The sequence below is a fragment of the Xanthobacter tagetidis genome (genome assembly GCF_003667445.1).
Taxonomy (GTDB): Bacteria; Pseudomonadota; Alphaproteobacteria; order Rhizobiales; family Xanthobacteraceae; genus Xanthobacter; species Xanthobacter tagetidis.
The window spans coordinates 279,975-306,738 of the sequence record NZ_RCTF01000002.1 but is presented as its reverse complement, the minus strand read 5'-3'; the positions used below and the strand labels follow the sequence as shown (position 1 = coordinate 306,738).

The window sequence follows — 26,764 nt, the reverse complement described above, 5'->3', positions numbered from 1 at the left end:
CCATTGGAGGAAACAAGATGTCCGCATCCGGACACGCCCAGGCCCTCACCTTCACCGTCCACGCCGACGGCCGCTCCTATGAGGAGACCATCCTCGTCCGCACCGCCGTCATCGCCGGCTGGACCGGGCGCGACAAGGTCGCGCTGGAAAAGCACATCAAGGAGCTGGAGGAGCTGGGCGTTCCGCGCCCCGCCTCGACGCCGATCTACTACCGCGTCGCCGCCGCCCGCCTGACCACCGCCGACGCCATCGAATCCACCGGCCCGGATTCGTCCGGCGAGGTGGAGTTCATGATCCTCAAGACCGGCGCCCGCCGCTTCCTCGGCATCGGCTCGGACCATACCGACCGCAAGGTCGAGACCTACAACATCACTGTTTCCAAGCAGATGTGCGACAAGCCCGTGGCGCCCGAGCTGTGGGCGCTGGACGAGGTGCTGCCCCACTGGGATCGCCTGATGCTGCGCTCCTACGCCGTCATCGACGGCAAGCGCGCGCTCTACCAGGAGGGTTCGGTCGCCGCCATGCTGCCGCCGCTCGACATCCTCAGTGGCTATGACGGCCCGTTCGAGGGCGGCGCCGCCATGTTCTGCGGCACGCTCGCCGCCCATGGCGGCATCCGCCCCGCCGACCGCTTCGAGTTCGAGATCGAGGACCCCGTGCTCGGCCGCACCATCCGCCACGGCTACGACGTGAGCGTGCTGCCGGTGCTCGGCTGAGCCCCGGCGGGCGCCATCAGGTGTCCACCAGAACAACCGGAAGGGGACAAGCGATGACTTCGATTTTCGGCCCTCTCACGCGCCGCTCGGCCCTCGCCGGCCTTCTGGCCGGCGCCCTGGCTGTGGCGTCGCCCGCGCTCGCGCAGGAAACCGTCTCCGGCGCGGGCGGCCTCGCCCCGCCCTCGAACGGCTCGTTCCTCGTGCCGATCATCCAGAAGCGCGGGCTCGACAAGAAGTACGGGCTCGACTTCGACATCAAGCTCTACCCGAACCCCGGCATCCTCTATTCGGACTTCGCCTCGGGCCGCACCACGCACATCTTCGGCGCGCTGTTCTCGGGGGCGAACTTCTATACCCGCGGCATGCCGGTGCAGTTGCTGTTCACCATCTCCACCGCCAACCACGCCTTCGTCTCCAACAAGGCGGACATCACCAAGCCGGCGGACCTCAAGGGCAAGACGGTGGCGGCGACCACCTCGTCCGGCTTCTACGGCATGGCCTCGTTCTTCCTGAAGCAGAACGACCTCGATCCGCGCAAGAACATCAACGTGGTCGACGCCGCTCCGGCAGCGGTGCAGACCATGCTGCTCGCCGACCGCGCCGATGCCGGCCTGCTGTTCGACCCCGCCCTGTCCTCGACCCTCATCAAGGGCTTCCACCTGGTGGGCGACATGAACGCCTCGATCCGCGAGGCGCTCGGCATGAAGTCCGACGCGCCGGTCTGGTATCTCGGCGCCTTCGCCCACAAGGCCTGGATCGACGCCAATCCGGACAAGGTCCAGGCCACGCTGAAGATGTGGCAGGAGGCCGCGGACTTCTACAACACCAACCCGGAAGAGGCCGACAAGATCATTTCCGAGTTCGCCAAGGTGCCCGTTGAGGCGCTTCAGGAGAGCCGGAAGATGAAGATCACCACCTTCGTGGTCGTCCCCGCGATCGAGCAGAAGGACAACCTCGATGCCCTGTTCAAGGGCTTCAAGGAGGCCGGCTTCCTTAATGCCGTCCCGGACGCCGGCGTCTATTACACCTGGCCCAAGAAGTAAGCGGCAGAAACGACCGTCCCGGCCGCCGGCTTCGCCGCGCCGCCGGGACTGGCCACGGAGGATCGCCTCATGTCCGACATCGCAGTCGCGGCCCCCGCGCCGAGCCGCCTCCGACGCGGCGCCGTGCGGGCCCTGAAGGCCGTCGCGCCGTTCGCGGTGCTCGCCATCGCCTGGCAGACGGCGTCCCTGTTCTTCCCGCCGATCCTGTTCCCGAGCCTCGGCGACATCGCGAAGAACATCCTCACCATCCTCACCACCTGGGACATGCTCTCCCAGGGGCTCATCACCTTCGCGCGGATGATGTTCGCGGTGATGCTGTCGCTCCTCATCGGCGTGCCCATCGGGCTGGCCATGGGGCTGTGGCGCGGGGCCGACGACTTCCTGCGGCCGATCATCAAGTTCATCATGGGCGTGCCGGCGCTGAACTGGGTGATCATCGTGGTGATCTGGTTTTCCAACGTGGAGCTGCGCATCGCCTTCGTGCTGGTGATGCTGTGCGTGCCGATCACCGCCTTCTGCGTCTATGACGGCGTGCGCTCCATCGACCGCAAGCTCACCGACATGGTGCTCTCGTTCGGCGCCAGCCGCGCCCAGTACATCCGCCTGCTGCTGTGGCCGTTCGTGAAGTCGTTCGCCTTCACCGCCACCAAGCTCAACATCGGCAATGCGGTGCGCACCGTGATCGTGGCCGAGCTGGTGGGCGCCTCGTTCGGCATTGGCCGCGAGCTCGACCTCGCCAAGAACGTGTTCGACATGGCCATGGTGCTCGCCTGGACCCTCATCATGGTGGCGGTGGCGATCATGATGACCCACGGCGTCGAGGCGCTCGAACGCATCGTGCTGCGCTGGCGCGGCGACCACCACGACCGCACGTGAGGCCCGCCATGTCCGAGCAATCGCCTGTGAAGATCCGCGTCGAGAAGGCGAAGAAGTCCTTCATCCAGAAGAGCGGCGGCGCCGTGGAGGCGATCCGCGAGCTGACCTTCGACGTGGCCGACAACGAGTATGTCGCCATCGTCGGGCCCACCGGCGCCGGCAAGTCGGTGCTGTTCGACTGCCTGCTGGGCCTCAAGAGCCTCGACGGCGGGCGCATCACCATCGACGGCGAGCCGGTGGAGAAGTTCATCCGCAAGAAGGGCCGCATCGCGCGCATCTTCCAGGAGGACCGGCTCCTGCCCTGGCTCACCGCCACCGACAACGTGGCGCTCGGCCTTCAGATCCAGGGCGTTCCGGAGGCGGAGCGGCGCGAGCGGGCGCGCGAATGGCTTCGCGCGGTGGGCCTCGGGACCTTCACCGAGGCGCTGCCGAGCGAGATGTCCGGCGGCATGCGCCAGCGCACCAACATCGCCCGCGCCTTCGCGACCGGCCCGGAGATCATCCTCCTGGACGAGGCCTTCAGCGCGCTCGACGAGATCACCGCCATGCGGCTGCGCTCCGACTTCCGGGCGCTGGCGCGGCGGCAGAAGATGACGTTCCTGATCGTCACCCACTCCATCGACGAGGCGATCTATCTCGGTACCCGCATCCTGGTGTTCGGCGCGCCGGCGCGCCTCGTGCACCAGATCGCCGTGCCTGAGGGCGCCAGCGACAGCCCGGCCGAGGTGGACCGCATCCGCTCGGAGATCCGCCACTGGATCTCCGTGTCGGGACGCGACGCGTCGACGGCAGCTTGAGGATTGCGAGGAGCCGGCATGGCTTTGAGGAGATCCCCAGGCATTTGCCGTACCGTCACCCCCCGGCTTGTCCGGGGGTCCACCCTGTGGGCCGGGCCTGACCGGTCCTGACACGCCGCGCGAGCGGCGGGTGGATGCCCCGGACAAGCCGGGGCATGACGGCAGGAGGACAGGACAAGGACCCGCGAGGGTGGCGTGTCCCGACAGCCTCCGGAGCACGCGCCGCACGCGGGTCCGATAGCGCGGTCTTTCCGAGACCCAGAGGACAAGAGGCAAGGACGGAACGAGAATGGAAGAGCGGGTCTTCATCGCCGGCGCAGGGCCGGTGGGCATGGTGGCGGCGGCGGAACTGGTGCGGCGCGGCGTGCCGGTGACGGTGTTCGAGGGCGAGCAGGCGCTGGCGACGGAATCGCGCGCCTCCACCTTCCACCCGCCGACCCTCGACATGCTGGACGATCTGGGCGCCGCCGGGGAGCTGATCGCCGAGGGCCTCATCGCCCCGCGCTTCCAGTACCGGCGCATGAACGGCGAGGTGATCGCCGATTTCGACTTCGCGGCCATCGCCGACGCCACGCGCCACCCCTACCGGCTCCAGTCCGAGCAGTTCAAGCTCACGCGCATCCTGCTGAACAAGCTTGATGGCACGCCCGGCTTCGAGATCGAATTCGGCCGCCGTGTGGTGGGCGTCACGCAGGATGCCGACGGCGTTTCGGTGGAGATCGCCCGCGAGGGCGGGGCCGTGGAGACGCGGCGCGGGCGCTGGCTGATCGGCGCCGACGGCGCACGCTCGCAGGTGCGGCAGGCCCTGGGCATCGAGTTCGAGGGCTTCACCTGGCCGGAGCGCTTCCTGGTGCTCTCGACCCCGTTCGACTTCTATTCCGTGATGCCGAACCTCGACGCGGTGTCCTACGTCGCCGACCCCGATTTGTGGCATTTCCTGCTGAAGGTGCCGGACCTGTGGCGGGTGATGTTCCCGGTCCATCCCGACATGAGCGACCAGGACGCGGTCTCCGCCGCCTTCGGCCAGTCGCTGCTGAAGCGCGCCTGCCCGCAGGGGCCTGCGGCGTTCGACATCGCCCACGCGACCCTCTACCGGGTGCACCAGCGGGTGGCGAAGACCTACCGCGTGGGCCGCGCCTTCCTTGCCGGCGACGCCGCCCACATCAACAACCCGCTCGGCGGCATGGGCATGAACGGCGGCATCCACGACGCCGTCAGCCTCTCGCAGCGCCTCGCCAAGGTGTGGCACAAGGAGGCGGGGGACGACGAACTCGACCGCTACGACCTCCAGCGCCGGCAGGTGACGGTGGAATACGTGCAGACCCAGACGATCCAGAACAAGCGCAACCTGGAGGCCGCGAGCCCCGAGGACCAGGCGCGCTTCACGGATCAGATGCGGCACGTCAAGGACGATCCCGCCGCCATGCGGGACTACCTCTTGCGGGTGTCCATGTTCGCGAGCCTGAAGCGCGCGGCGGAGCTGGGATGATGCCAAGCGGACGCGCGCCGGACCTGACGTTGCCTGACGCGAGCGACGGCCGCGCGGGCGAGAACCGTGAGGGTACGGCGCCGCGCTCGCTGCGCGACGAGGCCTACGAGACCATCAAGCGGCGCATCATCATGTGCGCCTTCCGCCCCGGCGAGGCACTGAGCGAGGCGGCGGTCTCCGCCAGCCTCGGGCTCGGCCGCACGCCGGTGCGCCAGGCGTTCGACCGGCTGATGCGCGACGGGCTGGTCGAGGTGCTGCCGCGCAAGGGCATCATCGTGCGCCCCATCTCCCACGACGAGGTGCGCGACATGGTGGACGTGCGCCTCGTCAACGAAGGCTTCTGCGCCCGCCTCGCCGCCGAGCGCGCCACGCCGCGCGTGATCGCGGCGCTCGCCGACAATGTGCGCCAGGGCGGGGAAGCGGCGACCGCGCGCGACATCGAGATGCTGATGCGCCTCGACGCCGCGTTCCACGCCACCATCTCCGCCGCGGCGCGCAACCAGGTGCTGGGCGAGATCCTGCGGACCCTGCACGAGCATGCGCAGCGCGTGTGGTTCGTCTCGCTGCGCGCCCCCGAGCACCACCGCCGCGTGGTGGACGAGCATGCCTCCATCGTCGATGCGCTGCGCGCCGGCGACGCCGACGCGGCAGAGGCGGCGACGCGCGCGCACATCCTCTCCTTCGCCGAGAACCTGACGCGCCAGCTGTGACGCGCGGCCGGCTGCACCGATCGACGTGCCGACAGATCGTGCGGCAACCGGCTCCGACCCGCTGCTCGGTAGTTCGAATATATGTAATTATATCAGATAGATAGATGACGAAATCGTTGAAATTTTATTTAGTCTATTGATTTAGTAGATTTAATATTGACACCGCCTCCCGCCCCGGCCAATCATGGTGGGACATTGCGGTGGCGCACGCCGTCGCCGCGCATCAGGAACGGCTTGAACGAGGCACACCATGATTGCCGGCGTGCGCATCCGTCCGTGTAGAGGGAGCGGCAGCACGCGGCGCTGAGCGCCCGCTGCCGCTCGCCTCCCTTCGCCCTCACCCGTTTTGAAAGAAGGCGCCGGCCCCGCCGGCGAACGCCCCGTCATGTCCATTGCGCACCCGCCCCGTCGCGCCGCCGGAGGCCACCCATGATCCCCCGCATCGTCGGCTTTTCGGGCAGCACCCGTCGCCCCTCGCGCACCCGCGCCCTGATCGAGACCATCGGCGCGGAGGTCTCCGCCCGCCGGGCGGTGTCGCTGGAGATCTACGATCTCGTCGACGCCGGCCCCGCCATCGGCACCTCCAACCGCGAGGCGCTGCCCCGCGCCGCGCAGGCCATCGTCTCGGCCATCGAGGAGGCGGATGCGCTGATCGTCGGCTCCCCGGTCTACAAGGGCTCATATGCGGGGCTGTTCAAGCACCTGATCGACTTTGTCGATCCCACCGCGCTGGCCGGCACGCCGGTGATCCTCGCCGCCACCGGCGGCGGCCACCGCCATGCGCTCGTCGTCGAGCACCAGTTGCGGCCGCTGTTCGGCTTCTTCGCCGCCCTCACCCTGCCCACCGCCATCTATGCCGGCGACCAGGACTTCCGCGAGGGCGTCATCGCCGACCACGCCGTTTCGGCCCGCATCGCCCAGGCCGCCGGCGAACTCGACCGCGCGCTCGCCTTCGCGGTCCGCCACCCCATCCCCAACGTCGCCTGACCGGCGATCCGGAGACCGATCCATGCTTACCAAGCGCCAGTTCCTCGCCGGCACCGCCGGCGCCGCCGCCCTTGCCTTCGCCCATCGTTCCGCCGTCGCGCAGGAGGTGCCGAAGGAGTTCAAGGTCGGCTACCAGAAATCGAGCGGCATCCTGGTCGCCGCGCGCCAGCAGCAGGCGCTGGAGAAGCGCCTGAAGGGCCTCGGCGTCGAGTCCGTACGCTGGGTGGAGTTCCAGTTCGGGCCGCCGCTGCTGGAGGCGCTGGGCTCGGGCTCGGTGGACATCGGCACCGTGGGCGACACGCCGCCGATCTTCGCCCAGGCGGCCGGCGCCAACCTGCTCTACGTCGCCGCCGCTCCGGCGACCCAGTCCGCGACCCTGGTGCCGACGGACTCCCCCATCAAGAGCGTCGCCGACCTCAAGGGCAAGAAGGTCGCCATCGCCAAGGGCTCGTCCTCGCACAATTTCACGGTGCAGGCGCTGAAGCGCGCCGGCCTCTCCTTCACCGACATCGCGCCGGTCTATCTCGCCCCGGCGGACGCCGCTGCCGCCTTCGCCTCCGGCCGCGTGGACGCCTGGACCATCTGGGACCCCTATTGGGCCATCGCCCAGAAGCGCCACGACGCGCGTGCCATCGTCACCACCAATGACGGGCTGGCGAGCCACACCTTCTATCTCGCCAACAAGACCACCGCGACCAAGGCGCCGCAGGTGCTGCACGCCGCCTTGGACGAGCTGAAGCAGGTGACCGCCTGGGCGGCGCGGAACCGCGACGCGCTGGCCCAGCTCACCGCCGAGGTCACGGGCGTCGAGCTGGAGGCGCAGAAGATCGCCACCAACCGCTACCCGATCGAGCTGAACCCGATCACCGACGCCGTGGTGCGCCAGCAGCAGGAGATCGCCGACACCTTCCTCGCGCTTGGCCTGATCCCCAAGGCGATCACCGTCTCCGACATCGTCTGGTCGGCCGCCCGCGCCTGACAGCCCCGCCTTCGCAAAGGAACATGCACATGATCGCCCTCTCCCGCCGCGCCGGCCTTCTCGCCCTCGCCGCCGCCGCCTCCGCCGTCATCGGCCTTTCGCCGGCCGGTGCGCAGCAGGCGCCGCTCAAGGAATTCCGCATCGGCTTCCAGAAGGCCGGCCTGCCGGTGGTCACGCGCCACCTACAGATCATCGAGAAGGCGCTCGCGCCCGAAGGCATCTCGGTGCGCTGGGTGGAATTCCCCTCCGGCCCGCCGCTGCTGGAGGCGCTGAACGCCGGCGCCGTGGACGTGGGATGGACCGGCGACGCCCCGCCCATCTTCGCCCAGGCGGCGGGCGCGAACCTCGTCTACGTGGCCGCTTTGCCCTCCAACGGCGCGGGCGAGGGCATCCTCGTGCCGGCGGACAGCGCCGTCACCTCGGTGGCCGGCCTGAAGGGCAAGAAGGTGGGCGTCACCAAGGGATCGAGCGCACACAACTTGCTGGTGGCCGCGCTGGAGCGCGCCGGCGTGCCGTTCGCGGACATCACGCCGGTCTATCTCTCGCCGGCGGATGCGGCGGCGGCGTTCGCCTCCGGCAAGATCGACGCCTGGTCGATCTGGGACCCGTTCTTCGCCATCGCCGAGCTGCGCCACAAGCCGCGCGTGCTCACCACCACCAAGGACGAGCTGAACGTCAACACCTACTTCCTCGCCAACAAGAGCTTCGCCGCCGCCCATCCCGCGGTGGTGATCAAGGCCGAGGACGCGCTGAAGCAGAGCGCCAGGTGGGCCGACCAGAACCGCACCGAGGTCGCCAAGGTGCTGGCGGAGGTGACGGGTGTCGACATCGCCGCCCAGACCCGCGCCGCCGACCGGCAGGTGTTCGGCGTCGGCCCGCTGACAGCCGAGGTGATCGCCGGCCAGCAGCAGACCGCCGACCGCTTCGCCAAGCTCGGCCTCATCCCCCGCGCCATCGTCGTGAAGGACGCGGTGTGGGTGCGTCCCCAGAGCTGACCCCTCAACCGGCACCGCGAAGGAGGCCCCCATGGCCCGCGACCCGATCAACTTCTTCTGGTTCATTCCCACCCACGGCGACGGCTCCTATCTCGGCTCGGAAACCCGGCAGAGGCCGCCGGAATTCGGCTACTTCAAGCAGATCGCGCAGGCGGTGGACCGGCTCGGCTACCAGGGCGTGCTGCTGCCCACCGGCCAGAGCTGCGAGGACAGCTGGATCACCGCCGCGGGCCTCGCCACGGTGACCGAGAAATTGAAGTTTCTGGTGGCGCTGCGGCCGGGGGTCACCACCCCCGCGTTCGCGGCCCGCCAGACCGCCGCCCTCGACCGCCTGAGCAACGGGCGGCTCCTGCTCAACGTGGTCGTGGGCGGCAACCCGACCGAGCTCGCCGGCGACGGGCTCTTCATCGCCCATGACGAGCGCTATGCGCAGGCGGACGAGTTCCTCACCATCTGGCGGCGCCTCGTCTCCGGCGAGACCGTGAACTTCGACGGCCGCTACTACCGTATCGAGGGCGGGCGGCTCGACTTCGCCCCGGTGCAGCGCCCCACCCCGCCGCTCTATTTCGGCGGCTCCTCGGAGGCGGGCCAGGTGCTGGGCGTGGACCAGACCGACCTCTACCTCACTTGGGGCGAGCCGCCGGCGGGGGTGAAGGAGAAGATCGCTGCGGTGCGCCGCAAGGCCGCCGCCCGCGGGCGCGACATCCGCTTCGGCATCCGGCTGCACTTCATCGTGCGCGAGACCGAGGACGAGGCCTGGGCCGCCGCCGACCGGCTCATCAGCCGCATCACCGACGACCAGATCGCGCGGGCGCAGAAGCGCTTCAAGGTGGAGATGGATTCGGAGGGCCAGCGGCGCATGGCGGCGCTGCACGGCGGCCGGCGCGACCGCCTCGTGGTCTCGCCCAATCTGTGGGCCGGCGTCGGCCTCGTGCGCTCGGGCGCGGGCACCGCGCTGGTAGGCACGCCGGAGCAGGTCGCGCAGCGGCTGGCGGAATACCAGGAGCTCGGCATCGACACCGTGATCGGCTCCGGCTACCCGCATCTGGAGGAAGCCTACCGGGTGGCGGAGCTTCTGTTCCCCGCGCTCGGGCTCGGCCGCGACACCCGCTTCAACAGCAAGATCGCCAACGAGTTCGCGGTTGGCGCGCATGGCGGCTCGAAACTGAAGGCGGCGTCATGAGCGCCCCCCTCAGGCGCACCGTGGAGGGCGGGGCCGGCTGGGTCTTGCCGGTCCTGCTGCTCGTCGGCTGGGAGGCGGCGGCCCGCCTCGGCGAGATCCCGCCGACCATTCTGCCGGCCCCCTCCGACGTGGCGGCGGCCTTGTGGAAGCTCACCGTTTCCGGAGACATCTTCAAGCATATCGGTGTCTCCGCCTGGCGGGCGCTGGTGGGCTTCGCCATCGGCGGCGCCATCGGCTTCGCGCTCGGCCTTGCCAACGGCATTTCGGGCATCAGCCGCGCCGCCTCGGACACGACGCTGCAGATGGTGCGCAACATCCCGCACCTGGCGCTGATCCCGCTGGTCATCCTGTGGTTCGGCATCGACGAGGAGGCCAAGCTGTTCCTGGTCGCCCTCGGCGTGTTCTTCCCGATCTACATCAACACCCTGCACGGCATCCGCACGGTGGACCCGCAGCTGATCGAGATGGGGCGCATCTACGGCATGTCGCGCCTGGAACTGTTCGCCCGGGTGATCCTGCCGGGGGCCCTGCCTTCGATCTTCGTCGGGCTGCGCTACGCGCTCGGCATCATGTGGCTGACGCTGATCGTGGCCGAGACCATCTCCGCCTCCTCGGGCCTCGGCTACATGGCGATGCAGGCGCGCGAGTTCCTGCTGATCGATGTGGTGGTGCTGTCGATCCTGATCTACGCGCTGCTCGGCAAGCTTGCGGACAGCGCCGCCCGCCTGCTGGAGCGCGCGTTCCTGACATGGCACCCGGCCTTCCAGCCCCAGTGAGGAGAAACGCCATGAACATCGCCGTGCGCGACACCGACACCGTCGCTCCCCCTGCGGGCCTGCGCTTCGAGGGGGCGCCCTTCTTCCTGCCGGAGGCGAAGTCCGCTCCCCTCCCCGCGCCCGCCGCCCGCGAAGCGGCCGCGCCAAGCGGCGCCGCCTTCACCTTCAAGGGCGTGCGCAAGGCGTTCGGCCCGAAGACAGTGCTGCACGGTCTCGACCTGCATGTGCCGGCGGGCCAGTTCGTGGCGGTGATCGGCAAGAGCGGCTGCGGCAAGAGCACGCTGCTGCGCCTCCTCACCGGGCTCGACGCGCCCACCGCGGGCACGCTGGAGATCGCCAGCACCGAACGGCGCGCCGACATCACGCGCGTGATGTTCCAGGAGCCGCGGCTCCTGCCCTGGGCGCGGGTGGCGGCGAACGTCGCGGTCGGCCTCTCCCACATGCGCGACCGCAGGGAGAAGCACGCGGCGGCGCTCTCTTTGCTCGCGCAGGTCGGCCTCTCGGACCGTGCGGGGGAGTGGCCGGCGGTGCTCTCCGGCGGCCAGCGCCAGAGGGTGGCGCTGGCCCGCGCGCTGGCGAGCCGGCCGCGCATCCTCGCCCTCGACGAGCCGCTCGGCGCGCTCGACGCGCTCACCCGGATCGAGATGCAGATGCTGCTGGAGCGGATCTGGCTGAAGCAGGGCTTCACCGCCGTCCTCGTCACCCACGACGTCGCCGAGGCTGTGGCGCTCGCCGACCGGGTGGTGCTGATCGAGGACGGGGCCATCGCGCTCGACGTGGAGGTGCCGCTCCCGCGCCCGCGCCGGCGCGGCTCGCCGGAACTGGCGCGGCTCGAAGGCATCATCCTGGAGCAGCTCCTGGGCGCGCCCGCCTGACCCCTCGGTTCCCCGGTCCTCCCGCGACTGAACCCCCGTCCTCCCGCGGACGGGGGCTTTTTACTCCCGCGGCACCTCCAGGGTGGTGTTGAACACCACGAGGTCGCCGCGATACTGGCCGATGCCGAGATAGAGCACGATGCCGTCCTGGTCGGTGATGACGCGCCGGACCTCGCCCACCGGCGCCCCAACCGGCAGATCGAGCCAGCGCGCCACGGTGAGGTCCGCCGCCATGATGCGGAACGACTGGGACATCTTCTGCAGCTTCGAGCCGCACACCTTGCCGAGCAGGGGAATGACCATCTGAGTGTCGAACGCCGCGGGCGCCTGCGCATAGACGTGCTGCGCGAGATAGACGTCGATCACGCAATAAGGCTGGGCGCTCGCGCGGTGGACGCGGCGCATGTAGCGGTAGGACGGCGCCGGGCGGCCCTCGCTGGGGCCGAGGCGCGGCGGCGCGCTGTCGGGGTCCACCACCAGCGGCTCGGGCAGGTTGCCGTCGAGCATCTTCAGGAAGTTGTGCCAGTCCGAATCGAGCTGGATGATCTTGCGCTCCGGCGCGCCGCTGGCGACGAAGGTGCCCTTGCCCTGCACCCGCTCGATGAGGCCGTCGTCCGCAAGTACGCCCAGCGCCTGGCGGGCGGTGACGCGGGCGACGCCGTACATCTCGGAGAGGCGCTCCAGCGTCGGCAGCTGCGCGCCGACCGGCCAGCGGCCTTCCTCGATCTCTGCCCGCAGCAGATTGGAAAGTGCCACATAAAGAGGCACCGCCGAGGTGCGCAGGCGCCTGCGCGCCTCCGCCGCATCCTGGGCCTCGTCGGCGCCGCCGGCTGCCGTTTCAAGGGGTACGTCCACGACCCGTCCGTGCTCCACGGTGCACCTGCTTCCCTTTAGATGAAAACCGGCGTGGCGTTCAAATGAGCTTGTGTGATGGTTGACCATACCATAGGCTTTTACTGTCACATAGGGGAGACGACCGGAAGCGGCGCCCCCTGCGGCGACCGCCCCGGCGCCGCGCTCCAACCAGAGGAGTGGTCGATGTCCCTTCCCTTGAATTTGCGCCGCCTGGCCGGCTGCGCCCTCGTGGCCGCGGCCGCATTTACCATTGCCGGGGCGCCCGCGCGCGCCGAGATGTCGTCCGTCAAGGTCGCCACCCAAATCGGCCTGCCCTATCTGCCGCTCATCGTCATGCAGCACGACAAGCTGTGGGAGGAGGCGGCCAAGGCCAAGGGCCTCGACCTCAAGGTGGAATATGCCCGCCTCGGCGGCGGCGGCCCGCTCAATGACGCGCTGCTCTCCGACAGCGTGCAGATCGCCTCCGCCGGCCTCTCCCCGCTGCTCACGCTGTGGGACCGAACCTCCAAGAACTATGGCGTGAAGGCGCTCTCGGCCATCAACGCCTCGCCCATGTACCTTCTGACCAACAAGGACAGCATCAAGTCCATCAAGGACTTCGGACCGGACGACCGGATCGCGCTGCCGTCCATCAAGGTCTCGATCCAGGCCATCGTGCTGGCCATGGGCGTCGAGCAGGCGTTCGGGCCGGGCAAGTCGGGCGAACTGGACAACATCCAGGTCTCCATGGCCCACCCCGAGGCGTTCGCCGCGCTCACCTCCAAGGCGGGCGGCATCACCGGCTACATGGCGAGCTCGCCGTTCCAGGAGCGCGCGCTCAAGGTGCCCGGCATCCGCAAGGTGGCCGATTCGTTCGAGATCCAGGGCGGCCCGGCGACGCTGAGCGTGATCTACGCCAAGGCCGACTTCGTGAAGAACAACCCGAAGCTGGTGGAGGCCTTCATGGAGGCCCAGAAGAAGGCGGTGGCCCTCATCAAGTCCGACCTGAAGGGCTCCATCGACAAATACTATGCGGTAACGGGCGACAAGACCGACCGCGCCATCGTCGAGGAAATCCTCGCCTCGCCGACCTACGACTTCGACATCTTCCCGAAGGAGAGCATGAAGATCGCCGACTTCATGTACAAGACCGGCGCTCTGAAGCAGAAGCCGACCTCCTGGAAGGACTATTTCTTCGAGACCGTGCATTCCGAAAAGGGCAGCTGAGCCCTTGGCGCGGCGCCCCGCATCGGCCGGGCGCCGCGCCCCTTTCGGCCCGTCCTCCCCCTCCCCCCAGCGTTCTTGAGTCCGTGATGCTGCATCCCGAGACACGCCTTTTCACGTTCGCCGTCGTGGGCGACACCCATGTGAAGCCCGAGAGCGGCGACCAGTCGGCGCCCTGGAAGGTGAACGAGCGGGCCACCGGCCGCGCCCGCTTCATCGCCCGCGAGATCGCGCGCTACGAGCCGCAGTTCGTGATCCATCTCGGCGACCTGGTGCATCCGGTGCCGGAGCTGCCCACCTTCGAGGAGGCGGTCGCCCTCACCCAGCAGGTGTTCCGCCAGCACCACAACCGCATGCACGTACTGCCCGGCAACCACGACATCGGCGACAAGCCCAACCCCGCCATGCCGGCCAAGGGCGTGCGCGAGAGCTGGATCGCGATCCACGAGAAGACGTACGGGCCGAGCTACCGGGTGGTCGACCACGACGCCATCCGCGTCATCACGCTCAACACGCCGGTGATGAATTCCGGTCTGCCCATGGAGGCCGCGCAGCGGGCGTGGCTGGAGGAGACGCTCGCCGCCTCGCAGGGCAAGCGCGTGTTCGTATTCATGCACTATCCGCTGTTCGTGCTCGCGCCCGACGAGCCCTCCACCTACGACAATGTGGACGAGCCCGCCCGCTCCGACCTCTTGGCGCTGTTCGCGCGGCACGAGGTGGAGGCGGTGTTCGCGGGGCATGTGCACAACATCTTCTACCACCGGCTTGCCGGCACCGAATACTATGTGATGCCCGCCACGTCCTTCGTGCGGCAGGACTATTCCGAGATGTTCCGCATCGAGGCGGCGCCGGAGAACGGCCGCGACGACGCCGAGAAGCTCGGCTTCGCGCTGGTCGACGTGCACGCCGATGGCCATGTGGTGCGCTACGTGTCGAGCTATGGCCGCGAGCTGAGCGCGGCCGAGGCCGCCGCCCCCGTCGCCCCGCGCCTCGCGCTCAAGAGCGCGCACCAGAAGCTGCCCGGCGGGTCGCCGCTCGGCGTGTTCATGCGCCATCCCTGGGCGGAGATCGTGGCGCTGCCGCAGAACGGGCCGATGGACGAGTTCGTGCGCAAGCGCGCCCGCAACGACTATCCCCTCGCCGCGCTCTGGCGGCTTGGCACGCGGCGCCTCAGGGTGCCGCTCGACGACCTGATCGACCCCTATGCCCGCGCCCGCATGGGCGATCTCGTCGCCAACGGCTTCCGCTTCACCGTCTCCGGCTTCGGCGTGCCCAAGGGCGCGGCGCGGCAGGCGCTGGTCGAGAACCGCGACCTCGTGGACCGGTTCGAGTGTGTGCTGCCGTTCAATGCGATCGCCGCCGCCAAGGACGACCTCGCCACGTTCCGCGCCGCGATCGGCCGGCCGGTGCTGCTGGCGCGGGTCGCCACCTCGGCGGACGACGTGAAGGTGGGATCGAAGATCGAGCTGTTCGTCTCCCACGGATTCCGGCCGGACCAGTTGCCGGAAGTGGAGCGCCTCATCGACCTGCCGGTGGACGGCTTCGTGATCCGCGCCGGGCTCGGCACCGACCTCGTCGCGCTTTCGGCCGAACTCGACGCCTTCGCCACCCGCACCGGCGCGCTCATGGACCTGCACCTGCGCGTCGCCGCCAACAATCCGGCGGCCAACGTGACCGACGACGGCGCGATCCTGGCCGCCGCCGCGGAGCTTTACGCCTGCGCGCTGGCGCACCCCGCCGTCGCCATGTTCCTCGACCCGTTCATGGACCTCGACCGGGGCTATTTCGTTCGCCACGGCCTGGTGGACCGGCGCTGCAACCTGCGCGCCGCCGGCCTCGCGGTGGAAGCGCTTGCGGCCTTCCTGCCCGAGGGCGGCACGCCGCCCGCGCTCAGCGTCACCGACAGCCCCGAAGGCCGCGCGCTGGCGCTGAAGGGCACGGGGCTCGACGCGCTCATCCTGCTGCCGAAGCCCGGCGCGGCGCTCCCGCTCGGCCCCACAGCGGGGCCCGCCCATGTGGTGCCGCTCGACGCGCCCTTCGCCATCGACGGCGCCATCGGCGACGCGCCGTCCGGCACCCTTCCCACCGCCGCGGACCGGCCGACGCTGATCGTCGCCGCCGACGCAAAAGCCTGAGAGGCTCCATGACGGCCCCCTCCCTCACTCCGGCGGCGGCGGCCGTCGCCTCCCCGGCAGTGCCGGTGCTGACCGCCGACGACGTCTCGCTCCAGTACACGACCCGCGAACGCATGGTCACGGCCACCTGGCGCGTGTCGTTCAAGGTCTATCCCGGTGACCGCTTCGTGCTGCTCGGCCCGTCCGGCTGCGGCAAGTCCTCGCTATTGAAGTCGGTGGCGGGCTTCCTGCCGCCGGTGGAGGGGCGCATCCGCCTCAACGGCCGCGACATCAAGGGGCCGGGGCCAGATCGGATGATGGTGTTCCAGGAGTTTGACCAGCTCCTGCCCTGGAAGAGCGTGTTCGAGAACGTCGCCTACCCCATGCGCGTCAATTCCCGCTTCCCCCGGGCCGAGATCGAGGAGCGCGTGCGCGGCTATCTCGACAAGATCGGCCTGACGCGCTTCGCCGATGCCCATCCCCACACGCTGTCCGGTGGCATGAAGCAGCGCGTGGCCATCGCCCGTGCCATGGCCATGGAGCCCGAGGTGCTGCTGATGGACGAGCCGTTCGCCGCGCTCGACGCGCTCACCCGGCGCACCATGCAGGCGGAGCTGCTGCGTTTGTGGGAGGACACGCGCTTCACCATCCTGTTCGTCACCCATTCCATCGAGGAGGCGCTGATCGTCGGCACGCGCATCCTCGTGCTCTCGCCCCATCCGGGGCAGGTGCGCGCCGAGCTTGATGCCACCGGCCTCGGCTTCGACAGCGTGGCGACGCCGCGCTTCGCCGAGCTTCAGGCCCGCATCGAGGACATGCTGTTCGCCGGGCGCCCCGGCCACACGGCGGAGGCCCACTGATGACCAACGCATCCGTCATCCTCCCCGCCGGCGATCCGCCGCCGCGGCCGGACTATGAGCGCAAGGTGGAGGCCGCCGAGGCCATCGGCGACATCGCCAGGAAGCTCACCTGGCGCGAGAGGCTGCTTCAGAATGCGCTGTTCCGCCGGGTGGTGATCCTGGTGGTGCTGGGCCTCGTCTGGCAGGTCTATGCCACCATCCTCGACAACGAGCTGATGCTGCCGAAGCTCTCGGTGACTTTGGTGGCGCTGTGGGATGCCTTCGTCCACGGCACGCTGCTGGAGCGCACCCTGTTCTCGCTGGAGATTCTGCTCATCGGCTACGCCATCGGCGTGGTGCTGGCGGCGGCGCTGGTCTCGGTCTCCGCCACCACGCAGGTGGGCAACGACCTGCTCTCCACCCTGACTGCCATGTTCAACCCCCTGCCCGCCATCGCGCTCCTGCCGCTGGCGCTCTTGTGGTTCGGGCTCGGCATGGGGTCGATCGTGTTCGTGATCGTCCATTCGGTGCTGTGGGCGGTGGCGCTCAACACCCATTCCGGATTCCAGTCGGTCAGCGAGACCATGCGCATGGCCGGGCAGACCTTCGGCCTGAAGGGCCTGCGCTACATCTTCGGCATCCTGGTGCCGGCGGCGCTGCCGGCCATCGTCTCCGGGCTGAAGATCGGCTGGGCCTTCGCCTGGCGCACTTTGATCGCGGCGGAGCTGGTGTTCGGCGCCTCCTCGCGATCGGGCGGGCTCGGCTGGTTCATCTTCGAGAACCGCGTCGCGCTGGAGACGCCTTACGTCTTCGCCGGCCTGCTCACCGTCATCCTGATCGGCCTGGCCATCGAGAGCCTCGTCTTCCGCACCCTGGAAACCCACACCCTCAGAAAGTGGGGCATGCAGCGATGAATGCCGTTCCCTCCTCCACCGGTCCCGTGCGGGCGCGCCCGAACTGGGTGCCGCAGCCGCCCTCCATCGCCCCCGAACTGGCGGGCAGCGTGGACATTACCCCGCGCGGGCCGTTCCCGGCCGGCTCGATGCAGCACATCACGCTGACCTACACGGCCGGGCGCTACGGCATCGACGACACCGGCACGGTGCGCGTGTGCTTCCGCTTCGCCACCGACCAGGGCCAGCCCCAATTCGACGACCCGAAGGCGGCGAACTTCGTGAGCGTCGAGGCGTCCAACGGCGCGGTGCTCGACGCCCGCTTCGACTACAAGCTGAACGTCCGCCCATTCGACCGCACGCTCGTGATCCGCGTGGTGAAGGGCTATCTGAAGGAGGGCGAGACCATCACGGTGCGCTTCGGCGACCCGCGCGGCGGCTCGCCGGGGCACCGGCTCCAGACCTTCGCCGACCCGTTCCACGAGTTCCAGGTGCTGGTGGACCCCATCGCCTGCGGCCACTATGTGCGGGTTCCGGACCAGCCGACCTTCGCCATCGTCGCGGGGCCGGCGACCTCCTTCACCGCGGTGATGCCCACCCGCCGCACGCCGGGCGAAGAGGCCTGGCTCGGCATCCGCGCGGAAGACCGCTGGGGCAATCCCGCCGATGTCAGCGGGCGCACCGTGCGCCTTGCGGCAACCGGTTCGCTCGCCGGCCTGCCGCAGACGGCGACCTTCGTGCCGGGCGCGTCCTCCCTGCGGATCGACAGACTGAAGGCGGAGGCCGAAGGCACGGTGCGCATCGACGTGTTCGACACGGACGGCACACTCCTCGCCGGCTCCAACCCGCTGGTGGTGGCGCCTTCGGACGGGCTGGTGCGCCTGTGGGGCGACCTGCACGCCCAGAGCGGGGAGACAATCGGCTCCTCCTCCGCCCACGACTACATGCGCTTTGCCCGCGACATCGCCTTCATCGACGCGGTCGGCCACCAGGGCAACGACTTCCAGATCACCGGCGAATTCTGGGCCGAGCTGAACGGCCTGATGGCGGACTTCAACGCGCCCGGCCGCTTCATCACCGTGCCCGGCTACGAATGGTCCGGCAACACCGGGCTCGGCGGCGACCGCAACGTGTTCTTCGGCACCGAGGCCGGCACCATCCGCCGCTCCTCCCACGCGCTCGTGCCCGACCGCTCGGACGAGGCCACCGATTGCGTGGACGCGCGCGACCTGTTCGCCGCGCTCGCCACCTCCGGCGATGACGTGATCTGCTGGGCCCATTGCGGCGGGCGCTATGCGGACATCGCGTTCGCCCACGACGCCGATCTGGAGCGGGCGGTGGAGGTGCATTCCAGCTGGGGCACCTTCGAGTGGCTGCTGGCGGACGCCTTCGGCCTCGGCTACCGGGTGGGCGTGGTGTGCAATTCAGACGGCCACAAGGGCCGGCCCGGTGCCGAGCCTCCAGGCGCCTCCATGTTCGGCGCGCTGGGCGGGCTCACCTGCTTCCTCACCGAGCGCTTCGACCGGGCGAGCCTGTTCGACGCCATGCGCGCGCGCCACCATTACGGCACCACCGGCTGCCGCCTGGACCTGGAGGTCAAGGCGGCGCTGCCGGAGGGCGCCAACGCGTTCCGCGACGACCCGTCTTTGCCCGGCGCCACCGGACGGGCGGCGGCGCAGGCGATCATGGGCGACATCGTGCGCACGCCCGCAGGCAAGGTCGCGCTCGCCGTCTCGGTGACGGCCCAGAGCCCCATCGCCGCTTTGGAGCTGCGCGACGGCACCGCCGTGATCGAGACCATCCGCCCCGCCGCCGCGGCGCCGAAGGGCCGGCGCATCGTGGTCGCCTGGTCGGGCGCGGAATATCGCGGCCGCTTCCGGCAGGTGGTGTGGGACGGGGGCCTCACGGTCTCCGGCAACCGCATCCTCGCCATGAAGGAGATCAACTTCTTCAACCCGGACAAGCCCGCGAAGCTGGACGGAGACGCCGTCACCTGGAAATCGGTGACCACCGGCAACTTCGCCGGCGTGGAACTGACCCTCGCCGACGCCGAGGCGGGCGAGATCGCGGTGGAGACGCCGGTCGGCCGGCTCCAGTGCGCCATCGCCGACATCGGCGCGGCGCCGATGGAGATCGATTGCGGCAAGCTTGACCGCAAGCTCTCGGCGTGGCGGCTCGCCGACGAGGGCACCGCCTTCAGCCTCGATGTCGCGCGCGAGATCGAGGTGAGCGCGGCCGAGCGGCGGCTGCTGGTGGCCGTGACCCTGGAGGACGGACACCGCGCCTGGTCGAGCCCGATCTACCTGATCCCGGAGGGCATGTGATGGCCCACCCCTTCGCCTTCGTACCCGCCGCCACGGGCCGCAGCCTTGAGAAGCCGCGCCGCACCGGCCTCACCATGATGATCGACCAGGGGCTCGGGCTGAACGCCGCCGCCGACGTGGTGGGCACGGCCGGCGCCTATGTGGACCTCGTGAAGATCAAGACCGGCACCGCCCGGCTCTATGACGAGGGCTACCTCAAGGAGAAGCTGGCGCTCTACCGCGCCGCCGACATCCGCCCCTTCATCGGCGGCCAGTTCCACGAATATGTCTTCGCGACGCTCGGGGCGGCGGCGCTGCCGCGCTTCTATGCGGAGGCGCTGCGCATCGGCTTCTCCACCATCGAGATCTCCGACAACGTGGTGCCCCTGACCGAGGATCAGCGCGCGGCCCAGATCGGCGCGGCGCGCGCGGCCGGCCTGTCGGTGTTCGCGGAAGTGGGCGCCAAGGACCGGCGCACGACGGCTCAGGAGATGATCGCCCAGTCCGCCGTGTGCCTCGCCGCCGGCGCGGACCTGGTGCTGGTGGAGGCGGCGGAGCTGGTGGAGAACGGCGGTGCCGACGCGGCCATGCTGGCCGCGCTCACAGCCGGCATCGCCCCCGACCGGCTCATGATCGAGCTGCCCGGCCCGTGGATACCGGACGTGCGGACCTGCGATATCGAGGCGCTGAAGAAGCTGCTGGTGAGGAGCTTCGGGCCGGACGTGAACGTCGCCAACGTCGCCCCGGACACGGTCCTGGATTTCGAGGCCTCGCGCCAAGGCCTGGGCGTCGCCGGCCCGCCCTCGCACTGGTGAGCCTGAGGGCTGCGGGGACCTCGGTCCGCGCTCCGACACACTCCCTCTCCCCAACGGGGAGTGGGGGCCTCGCAGACGCGTCCGCTCCAGCCGAAAGGGCGGCAGGCCCCACCGGAGCTTAAAAATCGCGAGTCTGGCAGGAACGAGAGGGGGCCGACTGCCTGGCGCGACCCGCGGCAACTCACCGGCGCTGGCGGGAGAGCCAGTTCTCCAGATAGGTCAGCGCCTGGGCGCGCTCGTCGGCGCTGGCCTCGGCGAAGGCCGCCTCGTGGAGGTCGACCACCCACTTGTCGTCCGGGCGGGCGGCGGCCTCGCGGGCGATGGTGAGCCACATGAGGCCACGCGCGCTCTGGCGCGGCACGCCCTCGTCGCCCTTGAACAGCAGTTCGCCGAGCAGCGCCTGCGCCTTGTACTGGCCCTTCTGCGAGGCAAGGCTCAGCCAGCGGCCGGCATTGCGCGCATCGCGCTGGGTGCCGACGCCGTCGAGATACATCTTGCCGAGCAGGAACTGGGCATCCGCGTCGCCGAAATAGGACGCCGCGTAGGAGAACATGTCCTTGGCGCGGGAGGGGTCGCGCTTCACCCCGGCGGACGGAATGCCGACGAGGTAATAGGAGCCGAGCGCCACGAACGCATTGGCGACGAAGCGCGACTGCGCGGTGCCGGGATAGTCCTCGGCATGGGTGTTGGCGATCGTGCTGTAGTACTGGAACGCCTTGGCGTCGTCGCGCTTCACGCCGTCGCCATCGGCATACATGCGCGCCAGCTTCCACTGGGCCATCGGATGGCCCTGGGCGGCGGCATAGCCGAGCGCGTCGAGCCCCTTGGCGGTCTGGCCGGAGGCGAGCGCGCGGGCGCCGGAGCGGAACGCCTCGTCCACCGGCCGCATGGGCGGCGCGAGCGGCACGTCGGCGGGGGGCGTGAGCGGGCGGGTCGCGACCGGGGCGGACGGGTTGTTGTCGGGGGTGCCGTCGAAGGCGGCGACCGGCGCCTGCGCCAGGAAGGCCACGGCGCACGCCGCAACGCCGACGCGCAGCGTGCGCGTCACGGAGCGGGACACCCGCTTGCGCTGGGAAGAACGATCAACCGACATCATGGGCAGATCATGCCCCGGCCGGGCGGCAATATCGGGGCCGCGGAAAGGCCGCGCTGCGGCTGCCCCACGGCGGAACCCGCTCAGATCGGCCCCCAATCCGGGCCTTGTCGCCTTGATGATAACGCCGCCCATACGGACCCACCATGAACGCAGCGGCCGGAGACATCCGGGATACACACACCGCCCGCGTGTTGCAGATTGGTTTCATGGGGTTTTGTGGCGGCTTCGCGGCGCACCGGCCAGCGGCGGCGGCGGGCGCCGCGAATGCGCCCGGCTGTGGCTTTGCCGTCACACACTTGTGACGGCGGCCGCTGCGTCAGCCCGGGGCGCCCGGAGCCCCGGCGCGCCGAGGCTCAGGCGGCGCCCGAGAGCTGGGCGATGGCCGCGCGGACCTTCTCCTTGCGGCTGAGATATTCCCCGCGCTTCTCGCGCTCGGCCTCCACCACCTCTTCCGGCGCGCGGGCGACGAAGCTTTCGTTGGCGAGCTTGCCGTCGATGCGGGCGACCTCCTGGTCGAGGCGCGCCTCCTCCTTGCGCAGGCGCGCAAGCTCGGCGGAGAGGTCGACCACGCCGGCGAGCGGCAGCGCCACCACCTCGCCGCGCACCACCATCTGCACCGATTCCGCCGGCACGGCATCCGCCAGCGCGATGTCGGAAAGGCGGGCGAGGCGGCGGATGGACTCGCCCCACTCGGCGGCGCGGATCTCGGTGGAGGCGCCGGGGCTCACCAGCACCAGCGGGATTTGGGCGCCGGCCGGCACGTTCATCTCGGCGCGCACCGAGCGGATCTCGGTGACGAGGTCCACCACCCAACCCACTTCCGCCTCGGCATCCGGCGCATCGAGGCCGGCGAGGTCCGGCCACGGCGCAAGCGCCAGTAGGCCGGCGCGGGGCGGGCCGGCCCTGCCGGTCTCGGCCCACAATTCCTCGGTGAGGAACGGCATGAACGGGTGCAGGAGCGCCATCGCGACGTCGAGCACATAGGCGGTCGTGGCGCGCGTCTCCTCCCTGGCGGGGCTGTCGGGGCCGGAGAGCACCGGCTTCGCCAGCTCCAGGTGCCAGTCGCACACCACGTTCCAGATGAAGCGGTAGACCGCGCCCGCCGCCTCGTTGAAGCGGTAGGCGAGGATCGCGTCCGACACCTCGCGCGTGGCCCGCGCCGCCTCGCCGATGATCCAGCGGTTGAGCGAGCCTTCCACCTTCGCCGGATCGAAGCCGGCCTTGCGCACGCAGCCGTTCATCTCGGCGAAGCGCACCGCGTTCCAGAGCTTGGTCGCGAAGTTGCGGTAGCCCTCGACGCGCGAGGTGGCGAGCTTGATGTCGCGGCCCTGCGCGGCCATGGCGGCGAGCGTGAAGCGCAGCGCGTCGGCACCGTACTGGTCCACGAGGTCCAGCGGGTCGATGACGTTGCCCTTGGACTTCGACATCTTGGCGCCCTTCTCGTCGCGGACGAGGGCGTGGATGTAGACGTCCTTGAACGGCACCTCGTCGTCCATGAAGTGCATCCCCATCATCATCATCCGGGCGACCCAGAAGAAGATGATGTCGAAGCCCGTCACCAGGACCGAGGTGGGGTAGAACTTCTTCAGCTCGGCGGTCTCGTCCGGCCAGCCCATGGTGGAGAACGGCCACAAAGCGGACGAGAACCAGGTATCGAGCACGTCCTCGTCGCGGGTGAGGAACTGGGCGCGCCGGTCGGCGTCCTGGATCAGCACCTCCGCGTCCTCGGGCGAGAGGCTCTCATTGCCGACATTGTGGGCGATGGCCTGCTCGAACGCCTCGTCCTCGTCCTCGGCCACGAACACATTGCCGAACGGGTCGTACCAGGCGGGAATCTGGTGGCCCCACCACAATTGGCGCGAGATGCACCAGGGCTGGATGTTCTCCAGCCACTCGAAATAGGTCTTCTCCCAGTTCTTCGGCACGAACTTCGTGCGCCCGTCGCGCACCGCGGCGAGCGCCGGCTGGGCCAGCGTCTTGGCATCCACATACCACTGGTCGGTGAGCCAGGGCTCGATGACCACGCCCGAGCGGTCGCCGTGCGGCACCATGTGGGGGTGGGGCTCGATCTTCTCCACCAGCTCCAGCGAGGTGAGCAGATCGACGATGTGCTTGCGCGCGGCGAAGCGGTCCATGCCCTTCAGGTGCGAGAGCACGCCGGCCGCGTCGGGCGCATCCACATAGGCCTCGGGGCGCTCGGCATAGTCGTCGAGGATGCCCTGTACGTCGATCCGCGCCTCGGCGTCGAGCACGTTGATCATCGGCAGATCGTGCCGGCGGCCGACCTCGAAGTCGTTGAAGTCGTGCGCCGGGGTGATCTTCACCGCGCCGGAGCCCTTCTCGGGGTCGGAATAGTCGTCGCGCACGATCGGGATGCGGCGGCCGGTGAGCGGCAGTACCACGTTCTTGCCCACGAGGCCGTCATAGCGCTCGTCATTGGTGTGCACCGCGACTGCCGTGTCGCCGAGCATGGTCTCCGGGCGGGTGGTGGCCACCACCACGAAGGTATCCTTCTCGCCCTCCACGGGATAGCGCAGGTACCAGAGGTGGCCCTTGGTCTCCACCTGCTGGACCTCCAGGTCCGAGATGGCAGTGACCAGCTTGGGGTCCCAGTTGACCAGGCGCTTGTCCTTGTAGATCAGCCCCTCGCGATAGAGCTGCACGAACACCTTGAGGACCGCGCGGGAGAGCCCCTCGTCCATGGTGAAGCGCTCGCGCGACCAGTCGCACGAGGCGCCGAGGCGCTTCAATTGGCCGACGATGGTGCCGCCCGACTCCGCCTTCCAGGCCCACACCTTCTCGATGAAGGCGGCGCGGCCCATGTCGCGCCGGCCGGGGAGCTGCTGGGCCATGAGCTGGCGCTCCACCACCATCTGCGTGGCGATGCCCGCATGGTCGGTGCCCGGCTGCCACAGCACGTCCTTGCCGCGCATGCGCTCGAAGCGCGCCAGCACGTCCTGCAGCGTGTTGTTGAGCGCGTGGCCCATGTGCAGCGAGCCGGTGACGTTGGGCGGCGGGATGACGATGGAGAAGCCGGGCTTGTCCTTGCGATCCGGCCGGCCGCAGCGGAACGCGCCCTCGTCCTCCCAGGCCTTGGCGATGCGCGCCTCCACGGAGGCGGGATCGAAGATCTTCTCGAGCATGAACGGGGCTCCGGAACCTGGTGCGGCGGCCGGGCGGCCGCAGGAGCGGCGCGCGGACACGATTGAAATCTCAGGCGGCGTTAAAGCCGCATGGCGGGGCCGGCGTCAACCGCGCCGCCGCCGGCCCGCGCGGCGAAGGGCACGCCGTCGCTATTCTGCGCCGCCGCGCCATGGACGTCGGCCGCCACCGATGCTCTATTCCCCGACGTGGGGGCACCGCGGGCGGCGGCGCGTTCGGGGCGGGCGATGGACGCGTGGGGGGACTTCTTCGCGGCGATGGTGGGCGGCGCCTCGGCGCTGCTCGGCCTGCTGTTCGTGGGCCTGTCGCTCAACCTGGAGCGCATCCTCGCGGCGAGCGGCCTCGCCAGCCGGGCGCTCCTGGCGCTGGTGCTGCTCCTGGTGGCGACCGTGCTGTCCCTGGTGTTCCTGATGCCGGGGCTGGGCCTTTTGACCCACGGGCTTCTCGTGGTGGCGGCGGCGACGCCGCTGTTCATCGCCGGAAGCTACATCTGCATCACCAATGCGGCGAGCGAGAAGCGCTCGCGCCTCGTGGTCGGCATGAACCTGGTGCTGTTCGAGCTGGCGGCGCTGCCCTATCTCGCCGGCGGCGTGCTGCTGATCCGGGGCGACGGCAGCGGCATCTACTGGATCGCCGCCGCGCAGGTGCTGTCCATCGTCAAGGCGGCGGCCGAGGCCTGGGTGCTGCTGGTGGAGATCAAGAGGTAGGGTCGCATCGAGCGTCGAGCCGAGCCCCACTATGGTCTCGCCTGCTGCTGCCGTGTGAGTGTGCGCCGCCCGGAGCCCGCGAGGGCAGCATCCCAGGACACGCCGTCATGGCCGGGCTTGTCCCAGCCATCCAACGCGGCGACGCGGCGTGGATGCCCGGCACGAGGCCGGGGATGACGCAAGCTCGGGAAGCAACGCACCACAGACTCGGTGCCGCGCCGGATGATACGGCAGTGCGCCCAGCGGGGGTGCTCAGCGGCCGGAGCGCACCACCCGCTCGATCTCGGCGCGCACGAGCTGCTCGACGAGGTGGGGCAGGTTCTCGTCCAGCCATTCCTTCAGCATCGGCCGCAGAATCTCCTTCACGAGATCCTCCACCGTGCGGTCGCGCTGCGGCAGGACGAGGTCGCCGAGCGCATTCATGGCCGAGGCGATGGCGGCATCGGCGGCGGGCGACAGCAGGTCCTTGCGGCGCGCGGCGGGCGGCGGCGCGTCGCTCTCGACCGCGGCGCGGGCGGCGGCGAGCGAGGGCCGCTGCGGAGCAGGCTCGGGCGCAGCCGGGCGCGCGAGATTCTCGCGCATCTCCCGCCGCTCGGAGCGGCGCACCGCGCGCTCGGCGTCCGCATCGCGGGCGTGGGCGCGCGCCTCGCGGCGCTCCTCGAAGCCGGGAACGGGATCGGAGGGGTAGCGGCGGGGCTCCGCAGCATCGCCGCGCAGCGGAGCCCGGGGCGGGCGCCCCTCGGCACGGCGCTCGGCGGTCCGCTCCTCGGAAGCGCGCAGATCGGCGAGATGGGCGTCGAGTTCCTGAAGGGCGTCGAGACCGTCGAAATCCGCCAGCGGCTGCTCATCGCCGCGCGAATCCGACCCGCGCCCATCGGAACCTCGTCCCTCGGAGCCCCTGCCCTCGGAGGCCCTACCCTCGGAACCGCGCATTTCCTGCCCCCGCATCTCCTGGGCGCGGACATCCGCACCGCGCAATTCGGGGCGGGGAGAGGCAGGGCGGCGTTCGGCGCGCGGTTCCCAGCGCCGCACGTCGCCGCCGCGCGGCGCCGGCTCCTCGTCGTAGCGGCGCGACGATCCGGCCTCGGCCGCACCGCGCCGCTGCGACGTGGTCAGTTCATCGTCGGCGATGATGCGACGGATGGAGGCGAGAATCTCGTCCATGGAGGGTTCTTGGAGCTTGGGGCTTGCAGACATGTCTCGACACCTCGGCCGGAGACGTCACTCGACCCTCGCGCTGGCAAACGCGACCGGACGCCAGAATCACCTGTAACTCGGGGAATTATGGCATCCGCAATACTTGTCGCAACCCGCGCGGGCGTCCTTTATCCGGCTTTATTTTGTATTTCGC

At 69.8% G+C, this 26,764-nt stretch carries 23 protein-coding genes; 19 read left to right on the top strand and 4 right to left on the bottom strand.

Annotation, left to right across the window (positions count from 1 at the left end; translation table 11 throughout):
* Window positions 1-17 precede the first annotated feature (17 nt).
* From D9R14_RS04180 to D9R14_RS04125, 12 genes are all read left to right on the top strand, one after another.
* Complete coding sequence (locus tag D9R14_RS04180; protein ID WP_121622044.1) at window positions 18-716, top strand: DUF2848 domain-containing protein; 699 nt, start codon at window positions 18-20, stop codon at window positions 714-716.
* A 53-nt stretch (window positions 717-769) separates the two neighbouring features.
* On the top strand, window positions 770-1,759 hold the full coding sequence (locus D9R14_RS04175; RefSeq protein WP_121622043.1) for an ABC transporter substrate-binding protein: 990 nt from the start codon (window positions 770-772) through the stop codon (window positions 1,757-1,759).
* 69 nt (window positions 1,760-1,828) lie between these two features.
* Window positions 1,829-2,635 carry an ABC transporter permease gene (locus D9R14_RS04170; RefSeq protein WP_121622042.1) on the top strand — a complete coding sequence of 269 codons (807 nt, stop codon included), beginning with the start codon at window positions 1,829-1,831 and terminating at the stop codon, window positions 2,633-2,635.
* Window positions 2,636-2,643: 8 nt separating this feature from the next.
* Window positions 2,644-3,432 (top strand): ABC transporter ATP-binding protein, encoded by a 789-nt coding sequence (locus D9R14_RS04165; protein WP_121622041.1) that lies wholly within the window; start codon window positions 2,644-2,646, stop codon window positions 3,430-3,432.
* A 289-nt stretch (window positions 3,433-3,721) separates the two neighbouring features.
* The gene (locus D9R14_RS04160; RefSeq protein ID WP_121622040.1) at window positions 3,722-4,921 is read left to right on the top strand and encodes an FAD-dependent oxidoreductase; all 1,200 of its coding nucleotides are present in this window, start codon (window positions 3,722-3,724) and stop codon (window positions 4,919-4,921) included.
* The gene (locus tag D9R14_RS04155; RefSeq protein WP_210210806.1) at window positions 4,921-5,631 is read left to right on the top strand and encodes a GntR family transcriptional regulator; all 711 of its coding nucleotides are present in this window, start codon (window positions 4,921-4,923) and stop codon (window positions 5,629-5,631) included. The genes D9R14_RS04160 and D9R14_RS04155 overlap by 1 nt, the downstream gene beginning before the upstream one ends.
* Before the next feature lie 429 nt (window positions 5,632-6,060).
* A complete protein-coding gene (gene msuE / locus D9R14_RS04150; RefSeq protein ID WP_121622039.1) occupies window positions 6,061-6,618 on the top strand; it encodes an FMN reductase in 558 nt (185 codons plus the stop codon).
* 22 nt (window positions 6,619-6,640) lie between these two features.
* Complete coding sequence (locus D9R14_RS04145) at window positions 6,641-7,597, top strand: aliphatic sulfonate ABC transporter substrate-binding protein (protein WP_121622038.1); 957 nt, start codon at window positions 6,641-6,643, stop codon at window positions 7,595-7,597.
* A gap of 29 nt (window positions 7,598-7,626) precedes the next feature.
* Entirely contained in the window at window positions 7,627-8,592 is a 966-nt protein-coding gene (locus D9R14_RS04140; RefSeq protein WP_121622037.1) for an aliphatic sulfonate ABC transporter substrate-binding protein, read from the top strand.
* A 31-nt stretch (window positions 8,593-8,623) separates the two neighbouring features.
* Complete coding sequence (gene ssuD / locus D9R14_RS04135) at window positions 8,624-9,775, top strand: FMNH2-dependent alkanesulfonate monooxygenase (protein ID WP_121622036.1); 1,152 nt, start codon at window positions 8,624-8,626, stop codon at window positions 9,773-9,775.
* Window positions 9,772-10,551, top strand: coding sequence for an aliphatic sulfonate ABC transporter permease SsuC (gene ssuC / locus D9R14_RS04130; RefSeq protein WP_121622035.1), 780 nt, complete (start codon window positions 9,772-9,774; stop codon window positions 10,549-10,551). Before ssuD ends, ssuC begins: the two co-directional genes overlap by 4 nt.
* An 11-nt stretch (window positions 10,552-10,562) precedes the next feature.
* Window positions 10,563-11,426: an ATP-binding cassette domain-containing protein gene (locus tag D9R14_RS04125; RefSeq protein ID WP_121622034.1), complete on the top strand. Its 864-nt coding sequence runs from the start codon at window positions 10,563-10,565 to the stop codon at window positions 11,424-11,426.
* Between the two features lie 60 nt (window positions 11,427-11,486).
* Here the strand turns inward: D9R14_RS04125 and D9R14_RS04120 are convergent, their stop codons facing one another.
* On the bottom strand, window positions 11,487-12,281 hold the full coding sequence (locus D9R14_RS04120) for a GntR family transcriptional regulator (RefSeq protein WP_170168482.1): 795 nt from the start codon (window positions 12,279-12,281) through the stop codon (window positions 11,487-11,489).
* Between the two features lie 183 nt (window positions 12,282-12,464).
* Between D9R14_RS04120 and D9R14_RS04115 the strand changes: the two genes are divergently transcribed.
* The 6 genes from D9R14_RS04115 to D9R14_RS04090 all read left to right on the top strand — a co-directional run bounded on the left by D9R14_RS04115 (window position 12,465) and on the right by D9R14_RS04090 (window position 20,448).
* Entirely contained in the window at window positions 12,465-13,487 is a 1,023-nt protein-coding gene (locus D9R14_RS04115) for an ABC transporter substrate-binding protein (RefSeq protein ID WP_170168481.1), read from the top strand.
* Window positions 13,488-13,573: 86 nt separating this feature from the next.
* Complete coding sequence (locus D9R14_RS04110) at window positions 13,574-15,619, top strand: metallophosphoesterase family protein (RefSeq protein ID WP_121622032.1); 2,046 nt, start codon at window positions 13,574-13,576, stop codon at window positions 15,617-15,619.
* Window positions 15,620-15,627: 8 nt separating this feature from the next.
* Entirely contained in the window at window positions 15,628-16,458 is an 831-nt protein-coding gene (locus tag D9R14_RS04105) for an ABC transporter ATP-binding protein (protein WP_121622031.1), read from the top strand.
* Window positions 16,458-17,351 carry an ABC transporter permease gene (locus D9R14_RS04100; protein ID WP_121622030.1) on the top strand — a complete coding sequence of 298 codons (894 nt, stop codon included), beginning with the start codon at window positions 16,458-16,460 and terminating at the stop codon, window positions 17,349-17,351. The genes D9R14_RS04105 and D9R14_RS04100 overlap by 1 nt, the downstream gene beginning before the upstream one ends.
* Window positions 17,348-19,654 (top strand): CehA/McbA family metallohydrolase domain-containing protein, encoded by a 2,307-nt coding sequence (locus D9R14_RS04095; protein WP_121622029.1) that lies wholly within the window; start codon window positions 17,348-17,350, stop codon window positions 19,652-19,654. Before D9R14_RS04100 ends, D9R14_RS04095 begins: the two co-directional genes overlap by 4 nt.
* Window positions 19,654-20,448 (top strand): phosphosulfolactate synthase, encoded by a 795-nt coding sequence (locus D9R14_RS04090; RefSeq protein ID WP_121622028.1) that lies wholly within the window; start codon window positions 19,654-19,656, stop codon window positions 20,446-20,448. Before D9R14_RS04095 ends, D9R14_RS04090 begins: the two co-directional genes overlap by 1 nt.
* 181 nt (window positions 20,449-20,629) lie before the next feature.
* Here D9R14_RS04090 and D9R14_RS04085 read toward each other — a convergent pair whose 3' ends face one another.
* Both D9R14_RS04085 and D9R14_RS04080 read right to left on the bottom strand, forming a co-directional pair.
* Entirely contained in the window at window positions 20,630-21,544 is a 915-nt protein-coding gene (locus D9R14_RS04085; RefSeq protein ID WP_245420542.1) for a tetratricopeptide repeat protein, read from the bottom strand.
* 353 nt (window positions 21,545-21,897) lie between these two features.
* Window positions 21,898-24,687 (bottom strand): valine--tRNA ligase, encoded by a 2,790-nt coding sequence (locus tag D9R14_RS04080; RefSeq protein ID WP_121622027.1) that lies wholly within the window; start codon window positions 24,685-24,687, stop codon window positions 21,898-21,900.
* Between the two features lie 246 nt (window positions 24,688-24,933).
* Between D9R14_RS04080 and D9R14_RS04075 the strand changes: the two genes are divergently transcribed.
* On the top strand, window positions 24,934-25,413 hold the full coding sequence (locus D9R14_RS04075; RefSeq protein ID WP_121622026.1) for a hypothetical protein: 480 nt from the start codon (window positions 24,934-24,936) through the stop codon (window positions 25,411-25,413).
* A 252-nt stretch (window positions 25,414-25,665) separates the two neighbouring features.
* Here D9R14_RS04075 and D9R14_RS23360 read toward each other — a convergent pair whose 3' ends face one another.
* Window positions 25,666-26,610, bottom strand: a complete 945-nt coding sequence (locus D9R14_RS23360; RefSeq protein ID WP_121622025.1) for a DUF2497 domain-containing protein — start codon at window positions 26,608-26,610, stop codon at window positions 25,666-25,668.
* Between the last annotated feature and the right edge of the window lie 154 nt (window positions 26,611-26,764).